The following is a 14,430-nucleotide window of genomic DNA, read 5'->3' as shown; positions in this document are numbered from 1 at the left end:
CCGGCTGCCCGCCTTGTGCCAGCGTTTGCCGGTCCTGCTGGCCGATGTGCTGGCGGGGCGCGGGCACCAGCGTGGCATCGATGGCCTGCCCGCCCCGGGCGATGTAGCCGTGGCGCTGCAGTTGGGCATCCACCCCCTGGAGCAGCGCCGCCGCCCCGTCCACGCCCAGGCGCTCGCCAAAGCGCCAGATCGTGTTGCGGTCCGGCACGTTCATCGCATCCTGCAGCAGGCAAAACCGCTGGTAGCTCGCCCGATCCAGCAACTGGTACTCCATCTGTTCATCCGACAGGTTGTACAGCCGCTTCAAGACCAGGATGCGCACCATGACCTCGGTGGGGTAGCTGGGCCGCCCGCCCTTGCGGCCATCGCCGCGCTCGATGAGCGCATCCACCAGCCGGGTCAGCTCCGCGAAATCGATGTGCCGCGCGATCACCTGCAGCGGATCTCCCACCTCATCTCTCTTGTGTTGGCGCGAAGCCTGTGCGAACAGGTCGAACTTCAGCGCGTTGCGGGGTGTGATCATGGCAAGGGGACGGGCTTTCTTGGGTCAGAAAGAGAGCGGTTGGGTTTTGAGAGGTTCCCAGTAGTTTCCCGCTCACGGGACCGGTGCCACGGAGCGGCCCGCAGGGGCGCTCCCCTGCCGTTGCCGCTGCGCATTCAGTTGAACCGCCCGTCCGCGCCCCCCACGCTGTAGCGGCCTGCGCCCAGCAGAAGCACGGTCAGGGCGCCGAAGAGGAACATGCCCTGCAGTTCCAGCGCCCAGCCGCCCTGGTTGTTCAATGCGAACAGGTCGCGCATGTGGACCAGGCCCAGGGCGACCACCATGTTGACGAAGATGATGGCGGCGCCCGCGCGGGTGGCGATGCCGGCGATCACGAGCAGGGGGGCCACCACTTCGCCGACGTAGACGAGGTAGCCCAGGACGCCGGGCAGGCCGGCCTTCTCCAGCATGCCGACGATGAAGCCGGCGCCGTTCTGCAGCTTGAAGGTGCCGTGCAGCAGGATGAGCACGCCCAGCGCGAGGCGCAGCACGAGCTTGCCGGCGTCGTCGGTGGAGCGGGCGTTCAGGGCCGTGGCATGCGACGGGGTGGAGCGGTAATCGGTGGCGGAGATATTCATGGCGGTGCGTTTCTGGTGGACGATGGGTTGATTGGTGTCCACAGTGTGCGCGCCGCGCAGGGCGGTGTCGGTGCGTTTTCGCACAGCCGCGAACCGATCGTCCGGATCGACGGGCCGGTCCGCCCGCCGGATCCTGGGTCGCCGGCCCGGCCAGGAGGGGGCCGGCGCGGGGGCTGCGGCCATGCCGTCACCTGCCCGCGCGGCGGGCATGCGGTCACCGCGCACGTCGCCGTGGACTGGAGAGGGCAGGGTGCTTGAGAACATGTCTCGCCTCCGCGCGCCGGTGGCCGTGGGGATCAGGCGGCCGACAGCGCGTGCCGGTGGCCGCGGCCGTGCGCCAGGGGCGCGGGGCGGGGGCTCGCCGCGAGGCGGGCCGGGGCCATGGCGGGCGCCGGGGCGGCTTCCGCCGAGCGTTCGAGCCGGAAGACCGCCACGAGCGCGCTGAGCTGCTCCGACTGCGAGCGCAGGCTGGCGGCGGCGGCGGCGCTTTGCTCCACCAGCGCGGCGTTCTGCTGCGTCACCTGGTCGAGGTGGTTCACGGCCTCGCCCACCTGGCCGATGCCGCTGCTCTGCTCGGCCGAGGCATTGGCGATCTCGCTGATGAGGGTGCTGACCTGCCGCACCTGCGCCACGATGCCTTCCATGCTCTGGCCGGCGCTGCCCGCGAGCTGGCTGCCGTTGCTCACCTTGTCCACGCTGTCGGTGATGAGGGCCTTGATCTCCTTGGCCGCCTGCGCGGAGCGCTGCGCCAGCGTGCGCACTTCGCTGGCCACCACGGCGAAGCCCCGGCCCTGCTCTCCGGCCCGCGCGGCTTCCACCGCCGCGTTGAGCGCGAGGATATTGGTCTGGAAGGCGATGGAGTCGATCACGCCGATGATGTCGGAGATCTTGTCGGAGGAGGCCGCGATCTCCTGCATCGTGTCCACCACGCGGCCCACGATGGTGCCGCCCTGCTCGGCGGCCTGCGCCGCGCGGGCCGCGAGCTGGTTGGCCTCGCGGGCCGTGTCCGAGTTGGTCTTGACGGTGCTGCTCAGCTCTTCCATCGAGGCGGCCGTTTCCTCCAGGCTGCTGGCCTGCTGCTCGGTGCGCTGGCTCAGGTCCGCATTGCCCATGGCGATCTCGGCCGCGCCGGTGGCGATGTTCTCGCTGCCATTGCGCACCTGGCCCACCATGTTCACGAGCTGGCCGTTCATGTGCTGCAGGGCGTGCAGCAGCGCCGCGGGCTCGTCCTTGCCATGGATGTCGAAGGTGGAGGTGAGGTCGCCCTGGGCCACCGCGGTGGCGACGGCCACGCCGGTCTCCAGCGGCTGGGTGATGGAGCGGGTCACGGCCACGGCAAGCGCCAGCCCGCTCAGCAGCGACACCGCGATCACGGCGATGAACACGACCAGCGCGCGCTCATAGCCGGCGCTGGCGGCCGCCGCGGCGCTGGCGCCGCCGTCCTCGTTGATCTTGACCAGTTGGGCCAGCATTTCGGTTAGATCGGTGAAGGCCTTGGCGGATGTGCCCGTGGCAAGTGCGCGGGCCTCGGCCATAGAGCCTTCCCCAGCATCTGAGAGGGTGATGACCTTGCTTTCCAGGGCCCGGTAGGCATCCAGGCGGCCGCGGAAGGTGTCGTAGAGCTGTTTCTCCTCGGGCGAGGAGATTTTCTGTTCATAGGCGGCGAGGGCGGGAGGCAGCTTGGTTTCCAGTGCCAGCTTGATTCTTTCGAGCTGCAGCTGCCGGCCTTCCGAGGTGGTCTCCAGGATGCGGCGCAGGCTGGCGCGGCGGCCGTCGTTCATGATGGCCCGGATGTCTCCGACCGCCCGCACGCTGGGCAACCAGTTGGTGCCCAGTTCATTGGCGTGGTAGTTGATGTTCCGCAATTGCACGATGCCGAAGACGCCCAGCACGAGCAGCAGCAGGAGCACGGTGCCGAAGCCCAGCGCCAGGCGGGCCCCGATCTTGAGTTGCCGAAGTATTTGCATGATGTGACCTCCTCGTGGAACAGATGGAAAATCATATTTATCAAAATACTGGCGATGAGTTCGCGTTTACCCGGAGATCTTGGTGGTTTTCTCGCTGTGGAATGCTGTTAATTGATATAAATGATAATTATTGATCGTGGCTAGACAGGGCCGGGGAGGCGGTGCCCTCAAGCGTGCCGCTTGGCGTGCAGGTCGTCCTTCATCTGCTGCAGGTGCGGCCGCAGCGGCTTCCTGATGCGCAGCGCGATGCCGGCGGCCAGCACGTCGATGACGAGCGGGTGCAGCAGGCGGCGCGAGACCATGGGGCTGTAGCAGCCGGTGCGCGCCGGTGTTGGCGCGTTTTCAAGGCGAAAGGTGTTGCGTCACCGGTGCCGTTGCCAATATGCAAAGCAGCGGTGACGCCCTCCTGTCCGAGGCTTATGCCGCCGCCAGCGCGGGGTGATGGGTGTATTCCATTGCTGCCTGCGCCCTCATCGGGGTGGGCGATACCCTGGCCGTTGCCGTTCCGGCTTCGTGGGGGGGAATCTTGAAAATCGCCACGAGCGTGTTGAGTTGCTCCGACTGCGAGTGCAGGCTTGCGGCGGCTGCAGCGCTTTCCTCGACCAGCGCGGCGTTCTGCTGCGTGACTTGGTCCAGATGGTTCACCGCTTCGCCCATTTGGCTGATGCCGCTGCTTTGCTCGGCCGTGGCGTTGGCGATTTCGTTGATCAGCGTACTGACCTGACGGACCTGCGCGACGATGTTCTCCATGCTGCGGCCCGCGTTGCCGGCCAACTGGCTACCGCTGTTGACCTTTTCCACGCTGTCTGTGATGAGGTTCTTGATCTCCTTGGCCGCCTGTGCGGAGCGTTGTGCCAGTGTGCGCACTTCGCTGGCCACCACGGCGAAACCCCGACCCTGCTCGCCGGCGCGCGCTGCCTCCACTGCTGCGTTCAACGCGAGGATGTTGGTTTGGAAAGCGATGGAATCGATAACGCTGGTGATGTCTGAGATTTTGTTCGATGAGGATGCAATCTCCTGCATGGTCTCCACCACATGGCTGACGATGGTGCCGCCCTGTTCGGCTGCCTGCGTTGCGCGGGTCGCGAGTTGGTTGGCTTCCTGGGCCGTGTCGGAATTGGTCTTGACGGTGCTGCTCAGCTCTTCCATCGAGGCCGCTGTTTCCTCCAGGCTGCTGGCCTGCTGTTCCGTGCGCTGGCTCAGATCCGAGTTGCCCATCGCGATCTCGGCTGCGCCGGTGGCGATGTTTTCGCTGCTGTGGCGCACCTGTCCCACCATGGCGACGAGTTGATCATTCATGTGCTGCAAGGCCTGCAGCAGTAGGGCGGGTTCATCCTTGCCCTGGATGTGGAAGGTGGTGGTGAGATCGCCCTGGGCCACTGCCGTCGCGATGGACACACCCATTTCCAGCGGCTGTGTGATGGACCGCGTCACCATGATGGCGAGCATCAGTCCGCTGACAACAGAAAACGCGATCACGGTACAGAACACCATCATTGCGCGCTCGTACCCCGCTCTCGCGGAGGCTGCTGCTGCCAGCCCGCCATCCTCGTTGAGTTTGATCAATGGGTTCAGCGCGTCCATCAGATCGGAAAATGATTTCGCCGCGTCCCCCGTGGCCAGCTTGCTGGCCGCTGCCGCCGATCCGTTTCCTTCATCCAGCAAGACGATGAGGTGATGGTCGAGGGCCCGATAGCTGTCCAATTGCTTGCGAAAGGCCGTGTAGATCTTCTGCTCATCGGGGGATGAGATGAGTTGCTCATATGCGACCAGGGCCTTGGGAAGCTCGTCGTCCATTGCGACCTTGAGCACCGCAAGCTGGCTCTGGCGGCCGTCCTGAGTGATTTCCAGGATGCGCCGCATGCTTGCGCGACGGCCAGTGTTGAGGATCGCGCGGATGTCACCGACCGCGCGCACGCTGGGTAGCCAGTTCGTGCCCAACTCGTGGGCATGGTGATTAAGCACCCTGAGCTCCGCAATCCCGAACAGTCCCAACCCGAGCAGCAGTACCAGCACTGCGCCGAAGCCCAGTGCCAGACGCGTACCAATTTTGACGTGGCGAATCATTTGCATGAAAAACTCCTTATGTTTTTGCAAACATTTCGATCATCTGTATCAATATTGAGCATCTCTTACGAATGCTTGCCTTCAAATGGAATGTTGGAATGAGGCGGGTATTTGATAAAAATCAAATTTCTGAAATTCGTTCTGGAGTAAGTCTTGGCGCTGGCTTTTCTTCTGCATGCCACGCCGGCGGAGGCCCGCCAATGTGCAGTGGCGCGCAATCCGGGCCGCAGGCGCTTGTGATTCGATGTTCCCGCAGCGTGGGGCCAGCAACCCGCCGGAAAGCACTGCCCGACTGGCGGGTGTGGTACACGCCGGCACCAAATGCCCACCATGGCAACCCGCATCTGCATGGCGGGCGTATGGCTGGCGCCAGCCGTCCCATGGCGTTCGAATACGCCATGCTCAACGGATTCAGATCTGAATCCTGTGGGAAATGCCCCGTTGTTGCGGAAGCACTGGGTGCCTGCAAATGCGTAGCGCCCTGAAGGAAGAAGTCAGGCGTACCGCTTGGCGCGCAGGTTGTCCTTCATCTGCTGCAGGCGCGGCTGCAGCGGCTCGCCGATGCGCAGGGCCACGCAGGTGGCCAGCACGTCGATGACGAGCAGGTGCAGCAGGCGCGAGACCATGGGGCTGTAGCGGTCGTAGCCCTCGGGGTGGTCGGCGGCGAGGTGGATGTGGCAGGCGCCCGCCAGCGGGGAGCCGCTGGCGGTGATGGCGATGGTGGTGGCGCCGTTCTTGCGCGCGATGTCGGCCGCGTCCATGAGGTCGCGCGTGCGGCCCGAGTTGGAGACGATGACCACGCAGTCGCCGGGCCCGAGCAGGGTGGCGCTCATCACCTGCATGTGGCCGTCGCTGGTGGCGAGGCTGGTCACGCCCAGGCGAAAGAACTTGTGCTGCGCGTCCTGCGCCACGATGCCCGAGTTGCCCGCGCCGTAGAACTCGATGCGCCGGCCCGTCTGCCAGGTGGCGGCGATGGCGCCGGCGGCCTGCTCGATGGCCTTGGTGCTGGCGGCGTTGCGGTATTGCAGGAAGGCGGCGACGGCGTTGTCCACCACCTTCACGAGCACGTCGCCGGTCTTGTCGTCGGCGTCCACGCTGCGGTGGATGAAGGGCACGCCCTCGCTCACGCTGCCGGCGAGCTTGAGCTTGAAGTCGGCCAGCCCGTCGTAGCCCATGCTGCGGCAAAAGCGCACCACCGTGGGCTTGCTCACGCCCGCGCGCGCCGCCAGCTCGCGCACCGGCAGCCGCGCGAAGGCGCGCGCGTCCTGCAGCACCAGTTGCCCCACGCGCTGCTCGGCGGGCGCCAGCGAGGGCAGGGAGGCGGTAATGCGGTCGAGCATGTCAGCCATCCGTACGTGCGCAGCGGCGAAACAGCATGGTGAGCGCCACAGCCCATGGCCGGTGATGCCGCAGCGGCCTTATCGATCCGATGGCCGCGGAGCAGGTCACATCCGCAGACGCCGTGGAGCGGGCTTCGCCCGGCCACCGGCGTCGTCTCCCTGCCCGCCGTGCGCAGCACGGCGAGAGCGGGGGGAAGCGGCGAAGCCGCTCAGGGGGGTGTTTCATGCCTCTTCCATCCAGCTGTGCCCCTCGCGGGCCACCATGGCGCTGGCGGCGCTCGGGCCCCAGCTGCCGGCGGCGTAGGGGCGGGGGCCGTCCTCCGTGTCACGCCACGATTGCATGATGGGCTCCACCCAGCGCCAGGCGGCCTCCTGCTCGTCGGCGCGCACGAAGAGGTTCAGGCGCCCGGCGATCACGTCCAGCAGCAGGCGCTCGTAGGCGCCCACGCGCTCGGTGCCGAAGCGCTGCTCGAAGTCCAGGTCGAGGTGCACGGGCGCGAGCGCCTGGGCCTCCGAGGCGCGCGCGCCGCGCTTTTCCTGGCCGGCGGCGAAGAGGTGCAGCGCCACCCCGTCGCGCGGCTGCAGGTGGATCACGAGGCGGTTGGCCGCGCCCAGCGGCGTGCGGTAGATGGCGTGCGGCGTGGCCCGGAAGTTGATGGCGATGTGCGCCTGGTGCGCGGCCAGGCGCTTGCCGGTGCGCACGTAGAACGGCACGCCGGCCCAGCGCCAGTTGGCGATCTCGGTGCGCAGGGCCACGAAGGTCTCGGTGCGGCTGTCGGCGGGCACGCCGCCTTCCTCGGCATAGCCGCGCACGCGCTCGCCGCCCAGGCTGCCCGCGGTGTACTGGCCGCGCACCACGTCGCGCGCGAGCGTGGCGGGCGTCCAGGGCACGAGCGAGCGCAGCACCTTGAGCTTTTCGTCGCGGATGGCGTCGGCGTGCGCGTTGATCGGCGGCTCCATGCCGATGGCGCACAGCAGCTGCAGCGCGTGGTTCTGCACCATGTCGCGCAGCGCGCCCGTGCCGTCGTAGAAGGCGCCGCGCTTTTCCACGCCGAGCTTCTCGGCCATGGTGATCTCGATGCTGGCCACCGTCTCGCGGCGCCACAGCGGCTCGAAGAGGGCGTTGCCGAAGCGCAGCGCGAGCAGGTTCTGCACCGAGGGCTTGCCCAGGTAGTGGTCGATGCGGAAGATCTGCGCCTCGTCGAACACGCTGCGCACGGCGGCGTTGATGGCGCGGTTGGAGTCGAGGTCGTGGCCCAGGGGCTTTTCGAGCACCACGCGCGTGTGCGGCGTGGCCAGGCCCGCGGCGCCGAGCTGCTCGCAGGCGGTGGTGAACAGGCCCGGCGCGGTGGCGAGGTACATCACCACGGTGTCGGCCCGCCGCTCGCCGAGGCGGGTGGCGAGCGCGGCGTAGTCGGCGGGCTTGGACAGGTCCATGCGCTGGTAGTGCAGCAGCGCGGCGAAGCGCTCGAACTCCTCGGCGTTGGGCCGCTTGTCGCCTTCCACGGCCGCGAAGCGGCTGGCGATGAGCTCGCGGTAGGCCGCGTCGCTCAGGTCGTCGCGCGCCACGCCGATGATGCGTCCCTCGCCGGGCAGCGACCCGTGCCGGAAGGCCTGGAAAAGGGCCGGCAGCAGCTTGCGCCATGCCAGGTCGCCCGTGCCGCCGAACAGGACCAGATCAAAACTCATTGCCGTCGCACTCCCGAAGCGTTGGATGGATAAAGGGTGTGTTATCTCGCAAAAACGTTCCGGAGGATGTTACCGAGTTTCACCATGGGGTGCCGGCTGACAGGAACTCCGGTTACATCGCGCCTACACTCCGGGGTGGCGCCGCGCGCGGGCCCCTGCCTCCCTGCCCATGGTGCAGGCCTGCGAGGCCCCGGCACCGGCCGCCGCGCCCGCCCCCATTCCAACCCGGAGGATTGCATGAACCAACTCGACGCCCTCAAGCAGGTCACCACCGTGGTGGCCGACACGGGCGACTTCCGCCAGCTCGGCGCCTACCGGCCGCAGGATGCGACCACCAACCCCTCGCTGATCCTCAAGGCCGTGCAGAAGGCCGAATACGCCCCCCTGCTGCGGGAATCCGTGGAGCGCTGGCGCGGGCGGGCGCTGGACGAGATCATGGACCGGCTCATCGTGCGCTTCGGCTGCGAGATCCTCGCGCTGATCCCGGGCCGCGTCTCCACCGAGGTGGACGCGCGCCTGTCGTTCGACACCATGGCCACGGTGACGCGCGGCGAGCGCATCGTCGATCTCTACCGCGCCGAGGGCGTGGACACGGCCCGGGTGCTGATCAAGGTCGCCGCCACCTGGGAGGGCATCGAGGCCGCGCGCATCCTGGAGGAGCGCGGCATCCACACCAACCTCACGCTGCTGTTCTCGCCCGTGCAGGCCGTGGCCTGCGGCGCGGCCCGGGTGCAGCTCATCTCGCCCTTCGTGGGCCGCATCTACGACTGGTACAAGAAGCAGGCCGGCGCGCAGTGGGACGAGGCGGCCATGGCCGGCGCGAACGACCCCGGCGTGCAGTCGGTGCGCCAGATCTACCAGTACTACAAGCATTTCGGCATCCGCACCGAGGTGATGGGCGCGAGCTTCCGCAACGTGGGCCAGATCACGGCGCTGGCCGGCTGCGACCTGCTCACCATCGCGCCCGAGCTGCTCGCGCAGCTCGCCGCGTCGGACGCGCCGCTGCCGCGCGCGCTCGACCCCGAGGCCGCGCGCGGTCTGGCGCTGCAGCCGGTGCGCTACGACGAGCCCGCCTTCCGCTATGCGCTCAATGCCGACGCGATGGCGACCGAGAAGCTGGCCGAGGGCATCCGCGCCTTCGCGGCCGACGCGGCCAAGCTCGAACAGATGATCCTGGCCGCATGAGGAGGGACGCCGCCATGACCCTCGCCCGCATCCGCTGCGACCACGCCACCGCCTGGGCCGCGCTGCAGGCGCACCATGCCGGCGCCGGCCGGGCCTTCGACATCCGCCGGGCGTTCGCGGACGACCCGGGGCGCTTCGAGCGCTTCAGCCAGGAGGCGCCCCACGTCTTCGCGGACCTCTCCAAGAACCGCATCGACGCCACCGCCGAGGCGCTGCTCGTGCAGCTGGCGCGCGAGTGCGGCGTGGAGGCGCTGCGCGACGCGATGTTCGCGGGCGAGGCCATCAACCACACCGAGCAGCGCGCGGTGATGCACTGGCTGCTGCGAAAACCCGCGCAGGTCGCCGAATCCATTGGGAAAGATGCTACTGATTTCGTAGCATCCTGCCTGCGCGACGTGCACGGCACGCTGCAGGCCATGCTGGACTACGCGGAGCGCATGCGTGCCGACGAGGCCATCACCGACATCGTGAACATCGGCATCGGCGGCTCCGACCTCGGCCCCTCGATGGTGGTGAAGGCGCTGGACGACCTGCGCCACCCGGGCAAGCGGCTGCACTTCGTCTCCAACGTCGATGGCGCGGAGCTGGGCAGCGTGCTGCGGCAGGTGCGGCCCGAGAGCACGCTGTTCCTGATCGCCTCCAAGACCTTCACCACCGCCGAGACCATGACCAACGCGCACGCCGCGCGCGACTGGTTCCTGGCCCAGGGCGGCAGCCCGGGCGGGGCGGGCCCGCTGCCGGTGTCGCGCCACTTCGCCGCGCTCACCACCAACATCGAGGCGGCGGCGGCCTTCGGCATCGACACCACCTTCGGCTTCTGGGACTGGGTGGGCGGGCGCTATTCGCTGTGGTCCGCCATCGGGCTGCCGATCGCCATCGCCGTGGGCGCGCCCGCCTTCCGTGAGCTGCTGGCCGGCGCGCATGCGATGGACGAGCACTTCCGCACCGCGCCGCTGGAGCGCAACCTGCCGGTGCGCCTGGGCCTGCTCGATGTCTGGTACCGCAACTTCCACGGCTTTTCGAGCCGCTGCGTGGCGCCCTACAGCCACGGGCTGCGGCGCCTGCCGGCCTACCTGCAGCAACTGGAGATGGAGAGCAACGGCAAGGGCGTGGACGGCGAGGGCCGGCCGCTGGCCGTGCAGACCTCGCCGGTGATCTGGGGCGAGCCGGGCACCAACGGCCAGCACGCCTTCTTCCAGATGATCCACCAGGGCCCCGACATCGTGCCCGTGGAGTTCATCGCGCTGCGCCGGCCGGGCAGCGACCTGCCGGACCAGCACGGCCGGCTCGTGGCCAACGCGCTCGCGCAGGCCAAGGCACTGATGCTGGGGCGGCCCGAGCAGCCCGGGCACCGCCATTTCACGGGCAACCGCCCGAGCACGTTCCTGGTGCTGGAGCAGCTCGACCCGGCCTCGCTCGGCGCGCTCATCGCGCTCTACGAGCACCGCGTGTTCGTGAGCGGCGCGGTCTGGGGCATCAACAGCTTCGACCAGTGGGGCGTGGAACTGGGCAAGGTGCTGGCCCGCGACCTGGAGCCGCGCCTCGCCTCGGGCGACACCTCGGGGCTGGACGGCTCCACCGCCGGGCTGCTGGCCCGCCTGTCGCTCGCGCGCCACTGACCACAGGGCCCGTTCTGCCGCGTCCCCGGGGGCGGAGACAGGGCCTGCGCTGCCTGCACACCCGGGCAGGTCGGTGCCCTGCGGCCGCGGCATGCCGGCCGGTGGGAGGTCGCTGAAGCCTATCCCGATGGGAGCGGGTTGCCGGGCGAACCTCTCAAATCCTCAAAAACTTTCACTCCCCACGCCGCTACCCATGGACCGACGGGGGGCTGGCGCGCCTTGGATGGGGGTGGCGAAAACCTCCCCGGGGGCAGTCCCCCGCCGCCATCTGGGGAAACCAAGGCACAGGCGTGCCCCCAAACCAAGCCGGGGGAGGGGCCGCGAGGCCCCTGGCGTGGGGGGGATACCCGCCCGCGGGGCGTCGCCGCGCGCCCGAGGCCGCCCTCTGCAGTACTGTTCATCCCCCGTGCGCGGGACCCGGGGTGGCGGCAGGTTCCCTTCATCTTCGCTCCCCTGCCTCAGAGGCCAGGCGGGGCATAGCGGGTTGGAGACCGCCCGGATCTGACGTCGCTCCTCCATTCGGATGGCGGCGGGAATCGCCAATGCAAGTCGGGTGGACGTCGCATCTGGCCAGATTTCTCAAAAATCCTGAATAACCAGGGCCTGTCGGAAGCGATCCGCTGGGAATAATCTCTCGCAGTGTTATCTGGAGGATTATCAAAACCTCATAAAGCTCAAGAAAATCTCATAAACCTCAAAAGTCTCATAAATCTCAAGAGAACCTCAAAAGATCCTCATTCATCCTCCAATGTACTGTAGGTTGTTGTTGTAAGTTGTTGATTTGTATTGATGTTTTTCCGTTGGTTTGATGATGGACTTCCTGTGCCAAAATGAGAAAAGGAAAGAATCGTGTCCTTCCGATGGATGTTTGCGATTCAACCACAACGGATCGGTCGTGTAAATTCAGGCCTCGGTCCTTATTAATAAATGTTATTGAGAGAAACACTATGAAACTAATCAACACATGTCTATGATCGCGACCATTCCCACTCAAAAGTGCAGGCCCCGGCGGCTCGCATTGAAACGAAATGGCCCACCACCTCACCCTTCAGGCGTCACTGGAAGAGCAATCGCAGACCCGGCAGTTGCAGGGCAAACGAGGTGTTGGGCCCGTGCCTCTCCGTGGAGGCTCGACGGCCCGGCGCGGCACGGGCGCTCGCCCGCCGTTTCCCCTCCGCGTCGCGCTGGCGGAACGTGGCCTCTCCCTGGTGGAAGTCCTCGTCTCCATCGTCGTGCTGAGTGTGGGCATGCTCGGCGCCGTGAGCCTCCAGGCCACCTCGCTGCAGGCCAGCCGGGAAGCCCGGTTGCAAGCGTCGGCAGCGCGATATGGGCAGGAACTGGCCGAGCTCATGCGGAGCAACAAGAACACCGCCATCAAACTGGCCGCGACTGATAACCCTTACCTGTACGACTCCACCAGCACCACGCTGGCGAATCCCAACTGTGGCTATCCGGGATCGTCGGATGCCTGCGCATCCGCCATCTCGGGGAGCAGTTCCGACGAGCATGTGTCCATCTCCGTGGCCCAGCGGGACATGTACGAATGGGTGCAGCGCATTTCCGCGGAGTTGCCCGGAGCCCGGATCCTGCTCTGTCAGGACAGCAATCCTTACGATGCCGATGGGCGCCCGGTCTGGGCGTGCAACAACACGGGCGGGACGATCGTCCTGAAGATAGGCTGGACGCGGGGCAACACGCTGCGCGGCGCCACGGGAATGGATGCCACGAGCACCGCCGGTATCAACACCGGGGCGTTCGACAGGGCATTGCGTCCGGCCGTCGTTTTTCCGGTCGTCGCCGGAAGCGCCTCCTGAAGGAAGACTGCCATGTCCAAGCCCACCTGTTCCCACCTTTCCCGCCATTCACAGCAGGGCCTCACCCTGGTGGAGCTGCTGGTTGCCATGGCCGTGAGCCTGCTCGTCGTCATGGCTGCCGTCGCGGCAATGAGCACCGCCCGCGCAGGCTTCCGGTCTGTCGATGCGGCATCCCAACTGCGGGACAACGGACGCCTGGCCGAAAGCATCATGCGGCGGATCATCCTCCAGGGCGGGTTCATCAACGCCCGGTACGCCGTCAACGTGGGTTCCGATTTCCCCCTCCCGGCCCAGAACACCGAGCCCAACATCAAGGGTTTCAACAACGCCGGGTTCGACGCTGGCCTGGCCACCGGCTCCGCCACCTCGGCGGGCGGCGGCAATGCCGGCCTCAATGGCAGTGACCTGCTCATCGTCCGTTACCAGTCAGGCGAAGTCACGCCCGGCGGGGCCGGGGACCGGACGATGATCGGTTGCGACGGTACCGTGGAGACGCCTCCGGTCAACGCCGCCGACCGGATGGTCAGCGTGTTTTATGTGGACACCCCTGCTGGCACGGGGCAGCCGTCGCTGATGTGCGCGCGGCGCTGTGTGTCTGCGCCGTCGGGGTTCTGCAGCACCCCGCTGGTGGAGGGAGTAGAGAACCTGCAGGTCCTCTATGGCGTTGATGGCGTTACCCCGGGGGGCGTGGTGACCGAGGCAACGGACACGATTCCCAAGCAATACCTGAGGGCCGACCAGCTCACCAGCGCGAGCAACACCGCCACGCTCGCCAATTGGCGCCGTGTGCGGTCCATTCGCGTCGGGATGGTGCTGCGGGGGCCGGCAGGCTCGGCGCCCGAAACGGCCGTGCCTGCCCAGTATCCCCTGGGCACACGCGGCGTCATGGACACCGTCGCCGATCCTGGCAGCGCCTTTGCCTCGCAGCGGGATGCACGGCTGCGCCAGTCGGTCACCTTCACCGTCCACCTGCGCAACCCGCAGGACAACCTTTGACGGCACGCCTTATGCAGTCTCATCCGTATGCCGGCCGCAGGCCGGGAAAAGCGCAAAACGGTGCCTCGCTGATCGTGGTGCTGATCCTGATGGTCATCGTCTCCGGCCTGGGCATCGCTGGCGTCCAGTTGTCCATCATGGGAGAGCGGGGGGCACGGAACGACCGCGATTACCAGTTGGCATGGCAATCCGCGGAAGCCGGCCTGATGGATGCCGAGTTCGACATCCGCGGACCGAATGCCAATGCCAGCAATCGCCTGGAGAGTTTTTCCTCCGGCAACGCGCTCGATTTCGTTCCCAACTGCGGAAGTGCCGGTCCCCAGAAAGGGCTCTGCGCATCCGATCCCTCCGGCAAGCCCGCCTGGCTCAGCGTGGACTTCGTGGGCAATTCCGCAACGGACTTTGGCGACTTCACCGGCAGAAGCTTCGCCTCTGCTTCCGGGGCCATCTCCGGCCTGAAGCCCGCGTATGAGCCGCGCTACATCGTCGAGGTACTGGACGACACGGCGATCGGCAACGATGCATCGTATGGGGCCACCAAGAAATACGTGTACCGCGTGACCTCGATGGGTTTTGGCCCCCGCAGCGACATCCAGTCTGTCGTGCAAATGCTGTTCCGTAAGGAATGAATCTT

General features: G+C 67.0%; 11 protein-coding genes and 1 pseudogene. 5 read left to right on the top strand and 7 right to left on the bottom strand.

Annotated elements, in window-relative coordinates; translation table 11 throughout:
- The 7 genes and pseudogenes from AX018_RS20145 to zwf form a co-directional block, all read right to left on the bottom strand.
- A partial coding sequence (locus AX018_RS20145; RefSeq protein WP_245951728.1) for a transposase occupies nucleotides 1-520 on the bottom strand: 520 nt, incomplete at its 3' end.
- A gap of 137 nt (nucleotides 521-657) precedes the next feature.
- Nucleotides 658-1,119 (bottom strand): DoxX family protein, encoded by a 462-nt coding sequence (locus AX018_RS20140; protein WP_111881047.1) that lies wholly within the window; start codon nucleotides 1,117-1,119, stop codon nucleotides 658-660.
- A gap of 296 nt (nucleotides 1,120-1,415) precedes the next feature.
- Nucleotides 1,416-3,086 (bottom strand): methyl-accepting chemotaxis protein, encoded by a 1,671-nt coding sequence (locus AX018_RS20135; protein WP_111881034.1) that lies wholly within the window; start codon nucleotides 3,084-3,086, stop codon nucleotides 1,416-1,418.
- Between the two features lie 167 nt (nucleotides 3,087-3,253).
- Nucleotides 3,254-3,397, bottom strand: a pseudogene (locus AX018_RS20130) (transcriptional regulator); the annotation flags it as partial.
- A 106-nt stretch (nucleotides 3,398-3,503) separates the two neighbouring features.
- Nucleotides 3,504-5,159 (bottom strand): methyl-accepting chemotaxis protein, encoded by a 1,656-nt coding sequence (locus AX018_RS20125; RefSeq protein WP_111881031.1) that lies wholly within the window; start codon nucleotides 5,157-5,159, stop codon nucleotides 3,504-3,506.
- 488 nt (nucleotides 5,160-5,647) lie between these two features.
- Nucleotides 5,648-6,493: a MurR/RpiR family transcriptional regulator gene (locus AX018_RS20120; protein ID WP_111881028.1), complete on the bottom strand. Its 846-nt coding sequence runs from the start codon at nucleotides 6,491-6,493 to the stop codon at nucleotides 5,648-5,650.
- 222 nt (nucleotides 6,494-6,715) lie between these two features.
- Complete coding sequence (gene zwf / locus AX018_RS20110) at nucleotides 6,716-8,182, bottom strand: glucose-6-phosphate dehydrogenase (RefSeq protein WP_111881022.1); 1,467 nt, start codon at nucleotides 8,180-8,182, stop codon at nucleotides 6,716-6,718.
- Between the two features lie 237 nt (nucleotides 8,183-8,419).
- Between zwf and tal the strand changes: the two genes are divergently transcribed.
- From tal to AX018_RS20085, 5 genes are all read left to right on the top strand, one after another.
- A complete protein-coding gene (gene tal, locus AX018_RS20105; RefSeq protein ID WP_111881019.1) occupies nucleotides 8,420-9,367 on the top strand; it encodes a transaldolase in 948 nt (315 codons plus the stop codon).
- A gap of 14 nt (nucleotides 9,368-9,381) precedes the next feature.
- Nucleotides 9,382-10,986, top strand: coding sequence for a glucose-6-phosphate isomerase (gene pgi / locus AX018_RS20100; protein ID WP_111881016.1), 1,605 nt, complete (start codon nucleotides 9,382-9,384; stop codon nucleotides 10,984-10,986).
- 1,028 nt (nucleotides 10,987-12,014) lie between these two features.
- Nucleotides 12,015-12,800 (top strand): type IV pilus modification protein PilV, encoded by a 786-nt coding sequence (gene pilV, locus AX018_RS20095; protein ID WP_111881013.1) that lies wholly within the window; start codon nucleotides 12,015-12,017, stop codon nucleotides 12,798-12,800.
- A gap of 12 nt (nucleotides 12,801-12,812) precedes the next feature.
- Entirely contained in the window at nucleotides 12,813-13,796 is a 984-nt protein-coding gene (locus tag AX018_RS20090; protein WP_111881011.1) for a PilW family protein, read from the top strand.
- Nucleotides 13,793-14,425 (top strand): pilus assembly PilX family protein, encoded by a 633-nt coding sequence (locus tag AX018_RS20085; protein WP_245951726.1) that lies wholly within the window; start codon nucleotides 13,793-13,795, stop codon nucleotides 14,423-14,425. Before AX018_RS20090 ends, AX018_RS20085 begins: the two co-directional genes overlap by 4 nt.
- Nucleotides 14,426-14,430: the final 5 nt, after the last annotated feature.

The sequence above is a fragment of the Paracidovorax anthurii genome (assembly GCF_003269065.1).
Taxonomy (GTDB): Bacteria; Pseudomonadota; Gammaproteobacteria; order Burkholderiales; family Burkholderiaceae_C; genus Paracidovorax; species Paracidovorax anthurii.
This window is presented reverse-complemented; position numbering and strand designations above follow the sequence as displayed.

Bases quoted from the DNA above. Each gene is read 5' to 3' on its own strand.
- AX018_RS20140 (WP_111881047.1), bottom strand. From the start codon at position 1,119: ATGAATATCTCCGCCACCGATTACCGCTCCACCCCGTCGCATGCCACG.
- AX018_RS20135 (WP_111881034.1), bottom strand. From the start codon at position 3,086: ATGCAAATACTTCGGCAACTCAAGATCGGGGCCCGCCTGGCGCTGGGC.
- AX018_RS20125 (WP_111881031.1), bottom strand. From the start codon at position 5,159: ATGCAAATGATTCGCCACGTCAAAATTGGTACGCGTCTGGCACTGGGC.
- AX018_RS20120 (WP_111881028.1), bottom strand. From the start codon at position 6,493: ATGCTCGACCGCATTACCGCCTCCCTGCCCTCGCTGGCGCCCGCCGAG.
- zwf (WP_111881022.1), bottom strand. From the start codon at position 8,182: ATGAGTTTTGATCTGGTCCTGTTCGGCGGCACGGGCGACCTGGCATGG.
- tal (WP_111881019.1), top strand. From the start codon at position 8,420: ATGAACCAACTCGACGCCCTCAAGCAGGTCACCACCGTGGTGGCCGAC.
- pgi (WP_111881016.1), top strand. From the start codon at position 9,382: ATGACCCTCGCCCGCATCCGCTGCGACCACGCCACCGCCTGGGCCGCG.
- pilV (WP_111881013.1), top strand. From the start codon at position 12,015: ATGGCCCACCACCTCACCCTTCAGGCGTCACTGGAAGAGCAATCGCAG.
- AX018_RS20090 (WP_111881011.1), top strand. From the start codon at position 12,813: ATGTCCAAGCCCACCTGTTCCCACCTTTCCCGCCATTCACAGCAGGGC.